Origin of the sequence: Stenotrophomonas daejeonensis, from assembly GCF_001431505.1 — a bacterium.
Taxonomy (GTDB): domain Bacteria; phylum Pseudomonadota; class Gammaproteobacteria; order Xanthomonadales; family Xanthomonadaceae; genus Stenotrophomonas; species Stenotrophomonas daejeonensis.
In genome coordinates, this window is sequence record NZ_LDJP01000053.1 from 1 (window position 1) to 16689 (window position 16689).

The following is a 16689-nucleotide window of genomic DNA, read 5'->3' on the forward strand; positions in this document are numbered from 1 at the left end:
GGGGTTGGGGTGAGGGGCAATGGAGTCCCGTTGGTTCAACCATCATGGACTCCGTTCGCCCCTCATCCGCCCTTCGGGCACCTTCTCCCGATGGGAGAAGGGTTCCTTCCCCAGCCTCTCCCGAATCCCTCCCATGTCCCTCCCCGACCGCCTGTTCAAGCTCCGCCAGCACGGCACCAACATCCGCACCGAGGTGCTGGCCGGGCTAACCACCTTCCTGACGATGTCCTACATCGTCTTCGTCAACCCGGACATCCTCGGCACCACCGGCATGGACCCGGGCGCGGTGTTCGTCGCCACCTGCCTGGCCGCGGCGATCGGCTCGGCGGTGATGGCACTGGCAGCGAACTTCCCGGTCGGCATGGCGCCGGGCATGGGCCTGAACGCGTTCTTCGCCTTCACCGTGGTCGGCGCGGCCGGGCTGCCGTGGCAGCAGGCGCTGGCGGCGGTGTTCATCTCCGGTATCGTGTTCCTGCTGCTCTCGCTCAGCGGCATCCGCGCGTGGCTGGTGGCCGGCATCCCGACTTCGCTGCGCTCGGCGATCGTCGCCGGCATCGGCCTGTTCCTGGCGATCATCGCCTTGCAGAAATCCGGGGTGATCGTCGCCAACGCCGACACGATGGTGGCGCTCGGCAAGCTCGATGCCGCGCCGCCACTGCTGGCGCTGGCCGGCTTCCTGCTGATCGCGGTGCTGGAAGCGCGCAAGGTGCATGGCGCGATCCTGATCGGCATCCTCGCCGTCACCGCCACCGGCTGGTTGATCGGCGACGTGCGCTACCACGGGCTGGTGTCGCTGCCGCCGAGCCTCGCCCCCACCTTCCTGCAACTGGACCTGCCCGGCCTGCTGCACCACGACGGCGGCGCGCCGCTGGCGGTGCTGCTGCAGGTGGTGCTGGTGTTCGTGCTGGTGGAAGTGTTCGACGCCACCGGCACCCTGTACGGCGTGGTCGGTCGCGCCGGCCTGCTGGACCTGGCCGATGGCAGGAAGCGCTTCGGCCGCGCGCTGCTGGCCGACAGCACCGCAATTGTCTCTGGCTCGCTGCTCGGCACCAGTTCCACCACCGCCTTCGCCGAGAGCGCCTCGGGCGTGCAGGTCGGCGCCCGCACCGGCTTGACCGCGCTGGTGGTCGCCGCACTGTTCCTGGCCGCGCTGCTGTTCTCGCCGCTGGCGGCGATGGTGCCGGCCTACGCCACCGCGCCGGCGCTGCTGTTCGTGGCCGGGCTGATGCTGCGCGAACTGGTCAACGTGGAATGGGGCGACCTGACCGAATCGGTGCCGGCGGCGTTGTGCGCGCTGGCGATGCCGTTCACCTACTCCATCGCCAATGGGCTGGCGTTCGGCTTCATCGCCTATGCCGCGCTGAAGGCGGGCACCGGCCGCTGGCGCGAGGCGCGGCCGGCGCTGTGGCTGGTGGCGGGATTGTTCGTGCTGCGCTTCGCGCTGGAGTGACATCCCCCGGTTACCATCCGGCCTGCAATGATTCCGGCAATCGCCCCGTCAAGCCACGCGACCGATGAACGACGCCGCCTCCCCGCCCGACCGGGTTTCCAGCACCCGCAGGCGATTGCTGAAACTGGCCATGCTGGCCCCCCCCGCGGTGGCGCTGTCCGCCCTGCCGGGCTGCTCGCAGCCGGAACAGGTGGACGGCACCTTCCTGCAACCGTGGCTGGAACACCTGTCGTGGACCGCGTCGGACTGGCAGCGCTCGATGAAGCTGGCCCGGCGCGCAGGGTGCCGGCAGCTGGTGCTGCAATGGGCCGGCATCCTCGGTGGCGAAGAAGGGGACTGGCAGCTGTCCGACACCAGCCTCGCCCTGTTGTTCAAGGCCGCCGACGGCGCCGGCATCGACGTGCGCGTGGGTCTGCCCTTCGAGCATGCGTGGTGGCAGGCCATCGGCGGCGACGACGCGCAGTTGCGGGCCTTCTTCTCCGGCAGCCTGCAGCGCGCCCGCGACTGGCTGCAGCAATCGCGACTGCCGCTCCGCAACCGCTTCGCCGGCTGGTACCTGCCCTACGAACTGGAGCAGTACCACTGGACTTCGCCGGCACGCCTGCAATGGCTGCGCGACTGGCTGCACGGGCTGCAGGAGGCCACGCGCCAGCACGGCGGCGACTGTGCCATTTCCACCTATTACAGCCGGCTGCCCGGCAACAGCAAGCTGACCGCGCTGTGGGCCTACCTGCTGGAAGAACTGGAGCTGCGCCCGATGGTGCAGGACGGGGTCGGCGCCGCCGGCGAGGCCAACCTGCACGCGCTGGAGCCGCTGCTGGCCATGTTCCGGCAGCGCGGGATCGGCTTCGACGTCATCGTCGAACTGTTCCACCAGCACCCGGACACCATCGGCGACGGCAGCGACTTCAAGGCCGAGAGCGCCGATTTCAACCGCGTGAAGCGCCAGCTGCAATGGGCGCGCGACAGCGGCGCCGACAACATACTGGCGTACGCACTGGAACCGTGGCTCACCCAGGGCAGCCCCAAGGCACGGGCCTTGCGGCGCCGGTGGAACCTCTGAAGCGGCCCCCCCGCAGCGGCGGCCGGCAGGGTCAGCGCCGCATGCTTCCGGCGGCGCGCGCCTGCGCGTAGCACTGCTCCAGCTGCTTGCGATCCACCTTGTCGCTGGCGGTGGAAGGCAGGCTGCCCAGCACCAGCAGTTCCGAGGGCACCATGTAGGCAGGCACGCGCTGCGCCAGCAGCGCCTTCCAGTCCTGGAGCGGGGCAGGCAGCGGCTGCACGGCGCCCTCCCCCGGCTGCGCAAGCTCGATGAAGCCCACCATCCGCATCGGCGAGCCGTCCGGGCGCCGCAGCACCATCGTCGCCCCGGCGATGGCGCCGGGCAACGCGGACAGGGCCGTATCCACCTCGGCCAGTTCGATGCGGTAGCCGTTCAACTTTATCTGGTCGTCCTTGCGCCCGCGGAAATGGACCCGCCCCTGCGCATCCATGTCGCCGAGGTCGCCGCTGCGGTAGGCGCGCTTGCCCTTGTGCTCGAACAACACGCCGGCATCCAGGTCCGGGCGTTCGAGGTAGCCGCGCATCACGTGGTCGCCCGCCATGCAGATTTCACCGTCGTCGATGAATACCTCCGCATAGGGCTTGGCCACGCCGACCGGGAACGGGTTGGGCGCGGCGGCGCGCAGGGCCGGGCCGATTTCCACCCAGGTGGTGGAACAGGTGGCCTCGGTGGGCCCGTAGGAATTGATGATGCGCGCCTGCGGGAAGCGCGCCCACAACTCCTCGGCCACGCGCGGGGTCAGCGATTCGGCGCCGAACACGAACACGCGCAGCGCCGGCAGGTGCGCCGCATCGAAACGGGGATTCAGCATCTGCTGGCGCACGAAGGACGGGGTCGAGGCCCACACCGCCACCTGTGCCTGCTGCAGGCGGTCGATGAAGCGCTCGCTGTCGGCGATGACCTCGCGCGGGCACAGTGCGCAACTGCCGCCCAGCGCGAGCGCGCCGCACAGGTCGAACAGCGAGAAGTCGAAGCTGAACAGCATCTGGTTCATCAGCGCCGGCGCGGTGCCCAGCGCCAGGCAGTCGCGGATCCAGCCGGCGAACAGCGCCACGCTGTCCCGGCCGATCTGCACGCCTTTCGGGTCGCCGGTGCTGCCGGAGGTGAACATCACGTAGGCCAGGCCGGGTTCGGCCAGCGGCCGGGGTTCGGCCACGCCCGGCAGGAACGCGTCCGCCGCGGCGTCATAGACCGCCTGCGCATGCACCAAGCCGGTGATCCTGTGCAGCCGCGCCGCCGGGTTGATGGTATCCACCGGCACGTAGGCCGCGCCCAGCTGCAGGCAGCCCAGCATGGCCACCACGAACGCCATCTCCTTGTGCCCGCTGATGACCACGGCATGGCCGGCGCCGATCCCGGCGGCCCGCGCCCGCTCCATCCAGCGCTCGGTCGCCAGGTGCAGGCCGGTCCAGTCCATCACCCCTTCGGCGCCATGCAGCGCAGGCGCCTGCCGGGCCACGTCCAGCTCGACAAACCGGCAGTCATCGAAATCGAAACGCATGCGTGCGGCTCCGTCCTGTAACCCTGGGTCAGCGCTTGCCGCGCGCGGCGACGTAGTCGGCCAGCACCTGCACCGACTCGACCAGCATGTCTATCTCGTCCACCGGCAGGGTGACGCCGAGGCGGTCCTTCACCTCGACCATCAGCTGCACCTTGGACATGGAATCGAACAGCGGCTCCATGTATTCGTCGGGCTGCACGCACACGCCGATGACCGCCTCGATGGTGTCGATCAGTTGGTTTTGCAGGGCAAGCATGTCCATGTCGGTTTCACCTCGTTCAGAACTGGAAGTAAAGGAAGCGGGCTTCCTTGTGCAGGTTGAGCAGGCACAGCGCCAGCAACAGCAGCATCACCATCAGCCACGCCACGTTGGGCTGCCAGCGCATCCATGTGCGCGCCGGCGGGTCCGGCCTGGCCAGCGCGGGCGAATACACGCCCATGATCTGGTGCACGTTCGGCGCCAGCCAGACGATGCCCAGCAGCCCGGCCAGGTACAGCCCCTGCAGGTGGTGCCCGACCAGCAGCCGCCACCCGTCGGCGAAGCCGAGCCCGGCGACGCCCTGCAGGTGGCCGAGACCCTCCCAGCCGTGCAGGCCGGCCATGCCCTGCACCAGGCGCCACGCATCGGCCACGCCGTCGGCGCGGAAGAAGGCCTGCGCCACCAGCACCGCGACGAAGGTCAGCAGCACGTAGCCGGCCCGTTGCAGCCAGTGGCCCTGCTGCAGTGCCGCCGGCTTGCCGCCGCGCAGCAGCCGCCATGCGTGGTTGATCGACAGGTAGGCGGCATGCAGCAGCCCGAACACCAGGAACTGCATGCCCGCCCCGTGCCAGACGCCCGCCAGCCCCATCGCGAAGGTGGTGGGCAGCACGATCAGCATGCAGAACCCGCCCGGCGTGCGCGCCGCGCCGGGCCCGTTGGCGCGGCCGTGGCGGGTGCGCCAGCGGGTGACCGCCATCGCCAGCGGGTAGTAGAGGTAGGCGGTGATGTAGCGCGTCAGGGTGATGTGCCAGCGCGCCCAGAAGTCGATGATGCTGGTGGCCTTGTACGGCGAATTGAAGTTCAGCGGGAAACGGATGCCGAACATCCGCGCCAGCCCCAGCGCCATGTCCGAATAACCGGAAAAGTCGAAATACACCTGCAGCGCATAGCTCAGCGCGGCGGCCCATGCCCCCCACAACTGCAGGCCGCCGGTGTCGGCGAAGCCCGCATCGGCGTACGGCGCGATGCCATCGGCCAGCAGCACCTTCTTGGCCAGGCCGATCACGAACAGCATGCCGCCCACCGACAGGTTGTCGGCGCTGAAGCGGTAGGTCTCGACCTTGCTGAACTGCGGCATCATCTCCTTGTGGTGCAGGATCGGGCCGGCGATCAGGTGCGGGAAGAAGGTCACGAACAGCACGTAGCTGAGCGGGCTGCGGTCATTGGCCGAGCCGGACCGGCAATCCAGCAGGTAGCCGATCTGGGTGAAGGTGAAGAAGGAAATGCCCAGCGGCAGGATCAGCGCATCCATCGGCCCGACGGCGAAGCCCAGGTCGTGGACGAAATTCACCATCGACGCGAAGTACTTGTAATGCACCAGCATCAGCAGGTCGGCGGCGACGGCCAGGCCGGTCGCCAGCGTCTGCATGCGCGGCCGCGCGGCCAACGCGAGGATGGCCAGGCTCGCCAGGTAGTTGAACAGGATCGACCCGGACAGCAGCAGCACGAACTGCGGGTTCCACCAGCCGTAGAACAGCAGCGACGCCACGCACAGCCAGAGCGCGGCCAGCTTCGGCCGCAACGCGCCGAGCAGGTAGTGCATGCCCAGCGCGACCGGCAGGAAGATCAACAGGAACAGGAAGGAATTGAACAGCATCGTCGCCCGCGCTTATTCGATATCGGCCAGTGCGGCCCGCTCTTCGTCGGTCAACGGCAGCGACAGCGCCATTTCCGAGAACTCCCAGACGACCAGCTTCAGGCTGGCCGGCCACTGCCCGCGCTGCGGCCATGCCTCCAGCAGGGCGCCGGCGAACTGCCCGCCGTCCCGGCTGTGGTTCCATACCTCGCGCCCCAGCGCATTGCCCAGGCGCTCGGCGAACAGGCTGCGCAGGCTGTTGGAACTGCCCAGCAACAGCACCTCCACCGGCGGCGCATCGTCGAGCAGACCGCCGTCGTGCACCGGAACCATCGTTTGCGGCGCCTCCATGTCCAGCGCCGGGCGCCACGCCGCCGGGGCATGCTCCAGGCCGGCCAGCACGATCAGGTCGCCCATCCGCGGCTCGGGGGCATCCGCCGTCGACACCTCGAACCGCTGCGTTCCCTTGCCGCCGAGCAGGGGCAGCGCCGTTTCCGCGACCGCGTCGGCGGCCAGCTGCGCGCCGGTCCGGTTCATGTGCACGTCGGTACGGAAGAAGCCCTGCACCCGGCCGTCCCCGAGTACCGGCAGGAGGTCCACCGTGGGCACGCCGGCCTCGTCCAGGGCCGCCTGCCACTGGCCGAGGCGTTGCCGCGCCTGCCCCGAATAGGGCAGGCCACAGGTGTGCGCCTGCTCGATCCGCGATTTGTCCGGCACCACCACGACCATCAGCTGCATGCCGCCGGCCTGCAGCTGCCGCGACCAATGGCGCATCAGGCGCACGCGGGCGGCAAAGGCGTCCTCGCCCTGCCCCACCGGTGGGCGCAGGCCATCGCGGTAGAACAGCCAGCCCGGGCACCCCAGCACGACCTGCGGGCCGGCATCGCCGAGCAGGCGGTAGCGCAATGCCGCCACGTGCGCGTCCACCTGCGGCTGCAGCGGCAGCTTCAGCGCCTGGTTGACCGTCTTCCCGGCCTCGCCGTCGAGCCAACGCGCGGGTGCCAGTGTTCCCCCGGCCATGCGGGCATTGGCCAGTAGCCCGATTCCCGAGCAGAAGCCCGCGAACAGCAGCACGAGGACCACCCACGCGGTGGGGCGGTGCATGTCTGGCGGAACCGCGGCCGGCAGGGGCGCCGGCGCGGAAGGTCGCGTAGTCATCGGCTCACTGTCCCAGCGCGCCGCGCAGCCGCTGCCGCCACTGCTGTTCGCTCATGGTCGAGGCGTTGTCCCACTGCCCCGGCGCATCCGGGCCGTACAGCATCTGCGACTCGTCCAGCTGCCACACCAGCACCTGCGGCCGGTGCTCCCTGAACTCCGGCGACTCCAGGTATTCCAGGAGCACCGCCCACGGCCCGAAATTGCCGTACTTCCACGACAGGCCGACGGGGCGGTCGATGCCGTTCGACAGCGCCTGGGAGAACCCCAGGTAGGGCTGGGCGCTGCTGTTCCCCACCACGTGCACCACGGCGACGTCGTCGTCCAGCAGCCCGCCTTCGGCGTCCGGGTTGCGGATGGTGAACACCTCCGGGCCGATGGCCTTGCGCTGCGCGGCCCCCATCAGGTCGGCCAGGTCGCTGAAGCGGCGCTCCTTGACCCAGGGTCCCAGCCGTTTGCCGGTGCCGGGCTGGCCCGACAGCGACCAATGGCGCTTGATCAGCTCCGCGGTCGCCACGCCGGTGGCCTCCGCGCTCCAGGCCGTCCAGTGCGAATCGGTCCTGAAGAACGCCGGCATGCCCTGCGCCTGCACGGCCGCCAGCGCCCGCATCGCGTCGGTCGCCACGACCCCGGCGGCGGCGAATTCGCGCATGATCGCGGCATAGCGCTCCTGCACCGCATCGCCCAGCACGACGCCCTCCGGCAGCTTCTGCTGCGCAAGCCGCGCCTTGAGCGGAACCACGACCACCACCAGTCCCACGCCGGCGGCCTGCAACTGCTCCCCGGCGTCGCGCATCAACGCCACGTTCCGGTGCACGGCCTGCATGTCCGAATGGAGGATCTCGTCCCCGGCATAGAACACCCAGCCCTCCTTGCCGACCAGCGCGGACTGGGCGTGGGCCGGGATGCTGGCGGCAAGCGCCAGCAGGATCCCCATGACGCCCCATCCATACGGACGGGAAAGCGTGCTTGATCTGAACATCGGTTGTTTCCTGTCATCTGCCACGGCCGGGGCCCCGCCCGGTCGTGGCCGGCATCATCGATAGGGTTCGGTACGCGCCTGCTGGCCCTTGAGCACGGGGGCACCGGCCGGACCGAACAGGAACAGGCTGTAGCGGTCCCCCGCCCGCAGCGCAGGCAGCTGCAAGGGTGCCGATGCCACGTCGCCGCATCCCCCGGTCAACTGCGCAGCCACCGGATTGACCGCACGGACCTCGCTTGAAAACGCGGGTACCGACGGCAGCACGACCGCACCGGCGGCAAGCCGCAGTTCCGCCGTGCATCCGCGGACCAGGTTGTACAGGGTCAACTGCGCCTTCAACTCGGCGCCGCTGGCCGCCTTGTCCACGACCACGTCCGCGGACGGCGTGCCGCCGTCCTTCAGCAGCAGGGTGACGAACCCGCCCTGCGGCGCCGGCTGGTCCACGCGGACGCGCTTTCCATCGACACGCACCTGGAAGTCGCCGCCGCCCGGCTGCGCGAAATAATCCGACGCCATGCGCCCGGCCGTGGACAGCCTCTCGACGCGCTGCTCGCCCACCTGCACCGCCACCGGCACGGAACCGGCGTTGACCACGCGCACGTGGATGAAGCCGGCGGGCGGCAACGCATACAGGCGTGCGACGTCATCGGCCGCATTCCCCTTCTGTGCGCCCGCCGCCACCGGCAGGCACAGCAGCGCCGCCACCGGCACCCACCTGGCCAGGCCCTTCATCGACCATCGATGCTCGTGCATCAGAGATTCCTTCCGTCAATATGAAAAATACAGGCCCGCGAAGACGCCCCGCGACCGGTCGTCCCCGGCCAGGCGCACCCGGTATTGCAGGTTCAGCTCGATGGACGAGCGCGGCGAGTGGTACGTGTCCCCGCGGAACCAGCGGCGCAGCGACACCCCGGGGCCTGCGCCCAGGGTCGCCTTCCGGGCCAGCTCGCTGTCGTAATCGACGTTGGCCGAGACATGCACGATGCCGACGCAGTTCGTGCAAAACCGGTCGAGGCGATAGGCCCTGCCCACGGCGAGGTTCAGCGTGCCCAGCGTCTGCGAACTCTCGAGGAAGCGGTCGGCCTCGGCATAGGCATTCCAGTAGCCCCAGGACCGGGCATCGTCGCGGAAGCTGCCGCCGTTGCCGTCGGACCAGGCCACCCGCGCCAGCCAGTCGCGGCGCGCGTATTGCCCGGCATCGACGAAGTGCTCCAGCCCGAGGACCACGTTCTGCTGCCGCAGCGGCTTCCAGCGCGCACCCACCACCACCTGGTTGGTGCCCGCTCCCGTCGCCCCGCCGGTGCCGTCGTACAGGGTCTGGCCCATGCGCACGAACAGTTCCACCCGCGTGCCGTTGCGGTTGCCGATCCCCGGCGGGCGCCAGTAGAGCTCCTCGCTGGACTGCAGCGCACGCCTTGCGCTCAGCGAAGGGGCGAAGGCGGGGCTCATCACGCCCACGGTGCCGAAGCCGAGCGCGGCATTGAAGCCCCACGTCCTCTCCAGGTCGGACACCACCCCGGTGATGTTCCTCCGGGCTTCCGCGCCCTCCTGCAGCCGCCCGGCGTCGATGGCGTCCACCGCCTGCCTGAACCAGCTCGAGGCCAGCGCATTCTCGTTGGCCCGCTGCGCGGCATAGGCCGCCGCCAGCAGCTGTTCGTCGGCCAATGCCCCGTGGGCGGACAACGCAGCCAGTTCCGTGCGTGCCGGCCCGGCCTGGCCGGACATGGCCAGCGCGTCGGCCAGCATCACCCGGTAGGCCGTGTTGCCGCCATCGGCCGCCAGCGCCTGCCGCGCATGCGTCGCCGCCGCCGCGAAATCCCTGCGCGCCTGGGCGGCATAGAACGCGGTCGCCGCTTCATAGCCGGGGCCGGCCAGGTTGGTGCTGCTGCCGGCCGGTTCCACGCTGCAGCGCATGTCTTCCTGCTCGCCGGTACAGAAGACCTCTGGGCTGCCCTTGGCGATGCCGCCGCCGGCGATGTCCTGCGCGACGAGGCGTATCCGCCCGGCTTCCTGTTCCGATAGCCAGTCCTGCCGCTGCGCCAGTTCCATGTCGGCCCGCGCCGCCGCCATGTCGTGCCCGCGCGCCCGTGCATAGGCACGCAGGATCAGGGCGAAGGCGTCCTGCCCATCCTGTTCCAGCGCGCGCGACGCGACCGCGTCGGCATCGGCGTCGCGCCCCTGCATCAGCAATGCGCCGACCTGGAGGTACCAGTAGCTGGGAATGTCCGGCGCATACCCGACCGCTTCGCCAGCGGCGGCCGCCGCCCCGTCGTAGTCCTTGCGCTGGAGCATGGCCCAGGCCGCGTTCGCGGGCCCGGCGGCCATGCGCCGATGCAGGCGGTCGCGCAAGGCCAGCAGCGATTCGTCGTCGGGGAATCCGGCGACGCCCTGTTCCGCCGCCGTCGCCGCCTCCCGCAATTGGTCCTGCTTGTCCAGCGCATGGACCAGCAGGACGTGCATGGCCGCGTTGTCCGCCTGCAACCGCAGCGACTGCCGCGCGCCCTGCTCGGCATCGGCGAAGCGGCCCTCGTTGTAGGCCTTGTAGGCGCCGTCGGCCGCCTGCCAGGCACGCTCCTCGCGCAGCTGCGCGGGCGTTTTCGCCGCGGGCAGCGATTGCTTGCCCGATGCGCCCGATGCACTCGCGGCGCGCGCGGCCTCCGCGCTGCGCAGCAGGTCATGCAGCCGGGCCACGTCCGGCCGCAGGCGCACCGCCTCCCGCGCCTGCTCCGTCGCCCGCGCATAGTCGCCGCGCGCGTAGGCGGCATAGGCCTCCTCGGCAATGCGATAGGCGGTGCCCGTCAATGGCAGCTCTTCGGCAGCCAGCACCGGCGTTGCCATCGCCAATGCCAAGGCGATCACGGTGGAAAGCGTGGATGCCCTCATGCCCGCCGTGCCCCCTGCGCTGCCTGTTCCATCCGCCGGGAACGCAGCCGCTGTTCCTCCATTGCCCGCGCCACCGCCTGTTCGGTGGCCACGCCCTTGCGCACCAGGTAGTCGCCGATGCGGCCGTCGCGCTGCGGGCGGTAGTCGCTCAGCACCATCTCGAAGCGGTCATGGTCGATCAGCTTCATCTCCACCAGCAGGTCGCCGAGCAGCGGCACGCTGTCGATGCGCCAGTTGTCGCCGTTGATCAGGCGCAGCCCGGCGTTGATCTCGCTTTCGCGGGCCACTTCCTGCTCGACCCGGGTGGCGCCGGCCAGTTGCCGCAGCTGCTCCAGCGTGGCCTCGGCCAGCGGGTTGGCCACGGCCACGCGCAATACGTCCGTGGTTCCGGTCGGCAGCGGCAGCAGGCGCCAGTGCACGCAGTTCTCGACCGGCAGCGGGAATTGCCCCTGCCGCAGGTAGTCCACGTCGATGCTGGCGCGGTGCAGGTCGCCCTGGAAGGCGATGGCCTCGGCCAGGGTCTCGTCGTCCAGCCAGCCCTGCGACACGAGGATCCGCCCCAGCGGCTGCTGGCGCCCGCCTTCCTGTTGCTGCAGGGCCTGCTCCACGCGCTCGGGGGCAATGGCCTGCCAAGTGGTGAGCAGTTCGCCCAGGCGCTTGCGCGTGTGCACCAGCTGCGACGCCGACGGGAAGTCGTGCATGGTCTTGTCCCACACCATGCGCTTGCCGAACAGCAGGTACAGCAGGAACACGCGCCACGCGCGGGCGGCGGCCATGAAGTTGACCACGTTGCCGACCACCATCCGCGGGATCGACATCAACGCGTGTTCCCAGCCGTAGAGCCGGTTGACGAAGTAGAACCGCTGCACCACCCGCATCGCCAGCGCGGCGGTGGTGAACAGGGCGATGTTCATCTGCCAGGTGCCGGCCTGGAAGATGGTCGGGAACTGCAGGCTCCACAGCCCGGCCGCGCGCAGCGCCCAGAACAGCAGCAACTGCAGGAAGATCACGTAGGCGACGATGCTGACGAACGAGGTGACGATGCCCTTGCGGTCGCGCGCCAGCAGGTACTTGGTCGCCAGCGAGCCGCGCCAGCCCAGCGTCTCCCAGCTCTGCAGGCCGATGCCCAGCACCCAGCGCGCCTTCTGCCGGTAGGAGGCGCGGAAGTTGTCGGGGAAATACTCGCGCACGCACAACGCCATGCTCACCGTGCGCTCGCGCACCGGGCCCCAGCCGAACCACGACGGCCGCCGCACGCGGAACTGCACCGGGAAGCGGGCGAAGATCGACTGCATGCCCATCGCCGCCAGGCGCGCGCCGACGTCGTAGTCCTCGGTCAGGCTCTCGGTGTTGAACGGCTGGTTGCCGGTCTGCTCGCTCAGCGCCAGCAGCGCGCGCCGCGAGAAGCAGGTGCCCACGCCGGCCGACGGCACCATGCCGGACACGCTCTCGCGCACCACCAGGTCCTTGGCGTGCCATTCGGCGAACTCGTCCATGTAGACGCCGGCCACCAGTTCGTACCACTCGCGGTCCAGCGAGGTCACCGGCAGCTGGATCATGTCCTTGCGCGGCAGCAGGTAGTTGAAGAACTTCAGCTCCATCGGGTGCAGCACGTCCTCGCTGTCGTGCAGGATCACGCCGGCGAACTCGACGCCGTTGCGCCGCTCGTACTCGAAGATCGCCAGCACCAGCCAGTTCAGGCAGTCGGCCTTGCTGGTCGGGCCGGCGTGCGGCACCTGCACCCGTTGCAGGCGGCGGTAGCGCCGCTGCATGCGCTCCACCTCGGCGATGGTCTGCGCGTCGTTGGGGTAGGTGCCGACGAAGACCACGTACTCGTGGTAATCGAGCACGTCGATCATGTTCTCGACCATCTGCGCGATGACGTCGTATTCCATCCACGCCGGCACCATGATCGCCAGCGGCTGCTCCGGCCGCTGCAGCAGGTCCTGCTGGGTCAGCGGCCGGTAGCCCGCGCGCTTCTTCAGCGTCAGCGTGCGCCAGCTTTCGCGGACCCAGTACCAGGCGTCGATGAACAGGTCATCGAGGCTGGAGATCAGGATCAGCACGGCAACCACCACCGCCACCGATTCGAGGGCGGCGTAGTAGTTGCCCAGCCAGACGTTCCAGAACAGGCTGCTCACCGCCGGTCAATGCCCCTGGCTGGCGGCGGCGCGGCGACGGCGCACCTGGGCCACGCGCGCGGCCAGCAGCATGAACACGACCACGCCGACCAGCAGCAGCAGCCACACCATGTGCTGGCGCCACCACGGCTGCGGGTCGCCTTCGGCGGCCATGCGCGCGCCGTAGGGGTCCTGGCTGTCGAAGTCGCTGACCCGGCCGCTGCCGTCCAGCACCGCCAGGTCGCCGCGCAGCAGCCGGAACGGCTCGTCCAGCGACGGCGCGCTGCTGCCCAGGGTGTTGTAGAGCACGCCGGTGTGGCCGCCGGCCGACACCACCTGCACCACGGCGGCATGGTCCAGCCCGGCCAGGTCCAGCAGCGGCTGCGGCTTGCCGGCCACCACCAGGTGGCCGCCGTCCAGCGCCGCCGGGGTGACGCCCGATGGCGCCAATGCAAATGCCACGTACGGGTGTTCCGGCTTGATCGCCGCGCCGGCCTCGGCCACCTGCATGCGCGCCGCTTGCGGCGAGACGCCCGTGGCGCTGGCGATGGCGATCACCGTGGACAGCGACGCCGGCGCCTGCTGCAACCAATCCTTGGGCACGAACACGTCGTTCGTGTGCGCCAGCCGGCTGGCGGCGGCGACGAAGCTGTTCCCCAAGTCGCGCTTGGCCAGCTTGAGGTGGCTGCTGGGCAGGATCGACACCGGGAAGGCCGTGGCCGGGTCATGGCAATACGGGCGCGCGGGTTGGCGCAGGAAGCTCACCCGCACTTCGTTGCGGGCCGCCAGCACGTAGGCGGGCACCCGCGCGACCAGCCGCTGCGGCTTGCCGTCGGTGTTCAGGACCCGCGCGCCGAGCAGGAAATCGTTGAAGTAGATCGTCGCCACCGCGCCCTGCCCGGCCGCGTTCGGCGCCGCCGACACGTCGATCACCACCTGCTCGGGCAGGCGCCCGTCGGCCGACAGCGCACCCAGCTCGAAGGTGGCGGTGCGGTCGCCGCGCGCGATGATTTCCAGCGTGCCGGCCATGCTGCCGCCCAGGCGGCTGAGCAGAACGCTGTCCTCGCTCACCGGCGGCGTATTGGCCTGCTCGACCTGCAGCGAGCGGCCCAAGGCATAACTGCGCCACTGCTCGCCCAGCAGGCCGGCCACTTCGGCGCCGGCGGCGGGATTGACCAGCAGGGTCGGCCGGCCGGCGACCGGGGCCACGCCCACCGAACTCTCGCCCGTGCCTTTCTCCAGCGACGACATGGATGCCGCGCGCCAGGCGGCGAAGGCATCGCTATCGGCAGAGGCAATCTGGGCGGCCAGCGCATCCAGCGCCGCGCGGACGGCCGCGCGCAGCGGCTCGCTGTCGATCACCACGTCCGCGGCCAGCGGGCCGTCGCCATGCAGGGACAGCAGCGCGCCCACTTCGGCCAGATCGGCGATGCGGTGGTCACGGCCGCCGCCGGCCAGTGCCGCATAGGCGGGAATGCCGCGCAGGCTGGCCGGGACCGCCACGCCGTCCAGGTCGACGCTGCCGCCGACCGCCGGCATCGCCACCACGTCCACGCGCTTGCCGCCATTGCGCAGCGCGGTGCCGATGCGCCAGGCGGCATCGTAGACCGGCGCCTGCAGCGCCTTGCCGTCCACCAGCAGGCGCACGCGCGGCGGCAGTGCGCCCCACGCCTTGGCCACGGTGTCCACCTCACGGCTGTCGAAGCGGTAACTGAAGCGCGAATCCGGCGACAGCCGCAGCACGTTGGCCGGCGCACTCTGGTCGGCGCAACGGTAGTCGGACACCACCGACCACCAGCCCACGCCGACGCGCACGAAACCGTTGTCGCGCGGCAGGCCGTCGATGCCCAGCAACTGGCTGGCGTCGCCCTGCGCATCGGTGATCGAGCGCGCGGCGACCGGGTCGCCATCCACCGACCACAGCCCCGAGGTGCGCCCGGTGTGGCCGCGCACGTAGCGGCCATCCAGTTGCAGCTGCGCCCCGTGGGTCGGCACCCCGACCGGCACCGGCAGGTAGATCTCGCGCTTGTCCTCCTGGCCGCTGAGCGTCAGCGGCTGGCGGAAACCGAGGTCGCGCAGCGTCATCTGCCGGGTCACGACGTTGTCGCCGGCCCATTCGCCGAACTGCGCCGCGGCCGTGTCGGCGGCGCGGGCCGGCGAAGCGGCAACCAGCAGCGAGGCGGTGGCAAGGGAGAGGAGGAAATGTCGGCCGGTCTGGGTCATGGCGTCACTTCATGCAGGGAAAGGGATGGCGGCAACGCGGGATGCGGGCCGGAACTCGGTGAACGGCTGCTCGAGCAGGGCGGCGACGATGCGGTCGCTGGCATGGCCGTCGCCATAGGGGCTGGCGCCGGGATCGAACCCGGTGGCGGACGGCGGCGCGGAAATCGCGTCGATCACCGCGGCGACGATGCGCGCGGATTCGGTGCCGACCAGCCGCACCACGCCGGCCTCCACGGCCTCCGGGCGCTCGGTGACGTCGCGCATCACCAGCACCGGCTTGCCCAGTGCCGGCGCCTCTTCCTGGACGCCGCCGGAGTCGGTGAGGATCACGTCGGCGCGCTGCATCAGGCGCACGAAGCTCAGGTAGTCCTGCGGCGGCACCAGGTGCACGTTGCGCAGGCCGCCCAGGTGCGCGTTGACCGGCCCCTGCACGTTCGGATTGAGGTGCACCGGGTAGACGACCTGCAGGTCGTCACGCGCCGCCAGCTCGGCCAGCGCGCGGCAGATGTTCTCGAAGCCGCTGCCGAAGCTCTCGCGGCGGTGGCCGGTCACCAGCAGCAGGCGGCGCCGCGGGTCGAGCATGCCGAACGGCGCATCCACCGCAGCGCGCAGCGCGCCGTCGCCATCCAGCCGCGCCACGGTCTGCCGCAGGGCGTCGATGACGGTGTTGCCGGTGACGACGATGCGGCCGCCGAGGTGCTCGCGCTCCAGGTTCGCGCGCGAGCTGGCGGTGGGCGCGAACAGCCAGTCGGAAACCACGTCGATCACCCGGCGGTTCATTTCCTCCGGCCAGGGGCGCTGCACGTCGCCGGTACGCAGGCCGGCCTCGACGTGGCCGACCGGGATGCGGCGGTGGAAGGCCGCCACCGCCGCGGTCATCGCGGTGGTGGTGTCGCCATGCACCAGCACGCGGTCCGGCTTCACCTGTTCGTAAAGCGCGTCCAGCCGTTCGAACAGGCGCGAGCACAGCCCGTTGAGGGTCTGGTTGGCGACCATGACGTCGAGGTCATGCGCCGGGACGATGCCGAACAGCGACATCACCTGGTCCAGCATCGCCCGGTGCTGGCCCGTGGTGCAGACGATCGATTCGATGTGTTGCGCTTCCCCGAGCGCCCGGACCAGCGGCCCCATCTTGATTGCTTCCGGACGGGTGCCAAAAACGGAAAGAACCTTCACCAACGATGCTCCGTGCGGAATAATTGTGATGTCCGTCACGCAAATTCTAGGGCAAGTGCTTCGCCTGCGCCAGTAGGCCATACGGCCAGCCCGCTTCTGGTGATAGTGACGCGATCCGTCACTTGCCGTCGGTCCGCAATCGCATGCGGACGCAACCATCTCCCTTCAGGGTGGCAATGCGCGGATGACGGCGCGGCCACGCGCATGCATGAACGCCCCTTCTCCGGGAAGGGAGTGACGATGCTAGGCCGAATCGACATTCAATCCAGCCACATTGGAATAGAGGCGAGATAGAGGAAGG

Annotated in this window: 12 protein-coding genes; 2 read left to right on the forward strand and 10 right to left on the reverse strand. The window is 70.1% G+C overall.

Annotation, left to right across the window (positions count from 1 at the left end; genetic code table 11):
- Window positions 1-133 precede the first annotated feature (133 nt).
- Together ABB34_RS09180 and ABB34_RS09185 are read left to right on the forward strand one after the other, a co-directional pair.
- Complete coding sequence (locus ABB34_RS09180) at window positions 134-1450, forward strand: NCS2 family permease (protein ID WP_057641021.1); 1317 nt, start codon at window positions 134-136, stop codon at window positions 1448-1450.
- Between the two features lie 130 nt (window positions 1451-1580).
- Window positions 1581-2513, forward strand: a complete 933-nt coding sequence (locus ABB34_RS09185; protein WP_338062552.1) for a DUF4434 domain-containing protein — start codon at window positions 1581-1583, stop codon at window positions 2511-2513.
- 31 nt (window positions 2514-2544) lie between these two features.
- Here ABB34_RS09185 and ABB34_RS09190 read toward each other — a convergent pair whose 3' ends face one another.
- The 10 genes from ABB34_RS09190 to wecB all read right to left on the reverse strand — a co-directional run bounded on the left by ABB34_RS09190 (window position 2545) and on the right by wecB (window position 16388).
- Entirely contained in the window at window positions 2545-4014 is a 1470-nt protein-coding gene (locus ABB34_RS09190) for an AMP-binding protein (RefSeq protein WP_057641023.1), read from the reverse strand.
- A 28-nt stretch (window positions 4015-4042) separates the two neighbouring features.
- Complete coding sequence (locus ABB34_RS09195) at window positions 4043-4276, reverse strand: acyl carrier protein (RefSeq protein ID WP_057641024.1); 234 nt, start codon at window positions 4274-4276, stop codon at window positions 4043-4045.
- Window positions 4277-4292: 16 nt separating this feature from the next.
- Window positions 4293-5870 (reverse strand): MBOAT family O-acyltransferase, encoded by a 1578-nt coding sequence (locus ABB34_RS09200; RefSeq protein ID WP_057641025.1) that lies wholly within the window; start codon window positions 5868-5870, stop codon window positions 4293-4295.
- Between the two features lie 12 nt (window positions 5871-5882).
- Entirely contained in the window at window positions 5883-6953 is a 1071-nt protein-coding gene (locus ABB34_RS09205) for an alginate O-acetyltransferase AlgX-related protein (protein ID WP_057641026.1), read from the reverse strand.
- A gap of 58 nt (window positions 6954-7011) precedes the next feature.
- Complete coding sequence (locus tag ABB34_RS09210; RefSeq protein ID WP_057641027.1) at window positions 7012-7941, reverse strand: alginate O-acetyltransferase AlgX-related protein; 930 nt, start codon at window positions 7939-7941, stop codon at window positions 7012-7014.
- Between the two features lie 99 nt (window positions 7942-8040).
- Window positions 8041-8739, reverse strand: coding sequence for an alginate O-acetyltransferase AlgF (locus tag ABB34_RS09215; protein ID WP_083490140.1), 699 nt, complete (start codon window positions 8737-8739; stop codon window positions 8041-8043).
- Window positions 8740-8754: 15 nt separating this feature from the next.
- Entirely contained in the window at window positions 8755-10869 is a 2115-nt protein-coding gene (locus ABB34_RS09220) for an NfrA family protein (RefSeq protein WP_083490141.1), read from the reverse strand.
- Window positions 10866-13010, reverse strand: a complete 2145-nt coding sequence (locus ABB34_RS09225) for a glycosyl transferase family protein (protein ID WP_057641030.1) — start codon at window positions 13008-13010, stop codon at window positions 10866-10868. The genes ABB34_RS09220 and ABB34_RS09225 overlap by 4 nt, the downstream gene beginning before the upstream one ends.
- A gap of 6 nt (window positions 13011-13016) precedes the next feature.
- Entirely contained in the window at window positions 13017-15212 is a 2196-nt protein-coding gene (locus ABB34_RS09230) for a hypothetical protein (protein WP_057641031.1), read from the reverse strand.
- 9 nt (window positions 15213-15221) lie between these two features.
- Window positions 15222-16388, reverse strand: coding sequence for a non-hydrolyzing UDP-N-acetylglucosamine 2-epimerase (gene wecB, locus ABB34_RS09235; protein WP_057641032.1), 1167 nt, complete (start codon window positions 16386-16388; stop codon window positions 15222-15224).
- Between the last annotated feature and the right edge of the window lie 301 nt (window positions 16389-16689).

Coding starts and splice junctions, on each gene's coding strand:
- ABB34_RS09215 (WP_083490140.1), bottom strand. CDS start 8,739: ATGCACGAGCATCGATGGTCGATGAAGGGCCTGGCCAGGTGGGTGCCG.
- ABB34_RS09220 (WP_083490141.1), bottom strand. CDS start 10,869: ATGAGGGCATCCACGCTTTCCACCGTGATCGCCTTGGCATTGGCGATG.
- ABB34_RS09190 (WP_057641023.1), bottom strand. CDS start 4,014: ATGCGTTTCGATTTCGATGACTGCCGGTTTGTCGAGCTGGACGTGGCC.
- ABB34_RS09205 (WP_057641026.1), bottom strand. CDS start 6,953: ATGCACCGCCCCACCGCGTGGGTGGTCCTCGTGCTGCTGTTCGCGGGC.
- ABB34_RS09200 (WP_057641025.1), bottom strand. CDS start 5,870: ATGCTGTTCAATTCCTTCCTGTTCCTGTTGATCTTCCTGCCGGTCGCG.
- ABB34_RS09185 (WP_338062552.1), top strand. CDS start 1,581: ATGCTGGCCCCCCCCGCGGTGGCGCTGTCCGCCCTGCCGGGCTGCTCG.
- ABB34_RS09230 (WP_057641031.1), bottom strand. CDS start 15,212: ATGACCCAGACCGGCCGACATTTCCTCCTCTCCCTTGCCACCGCCTCG.
- ABB34_RS09210 (WP_057641027.1), bottom strand. CDS start 7,941: ATGGGGATCCTGCTGGCGCTTGCCGCCAGCATCCCGGCCCACGCCCAG.
- ABB34_RS09195 (WP_057641024.1), bottom strand. CDS start 4,276: ATGGACATGCTTGCCCTGCAAAACCAACTGATCGACACCATCGAGGCG.
- ABB34_RS09180 (WP_057641021.1), top strand. CDS start 134: ATGTCCCTCCCCGACCGCCTGTTCAAGCTCCGCCAGCACGGCACCAAC.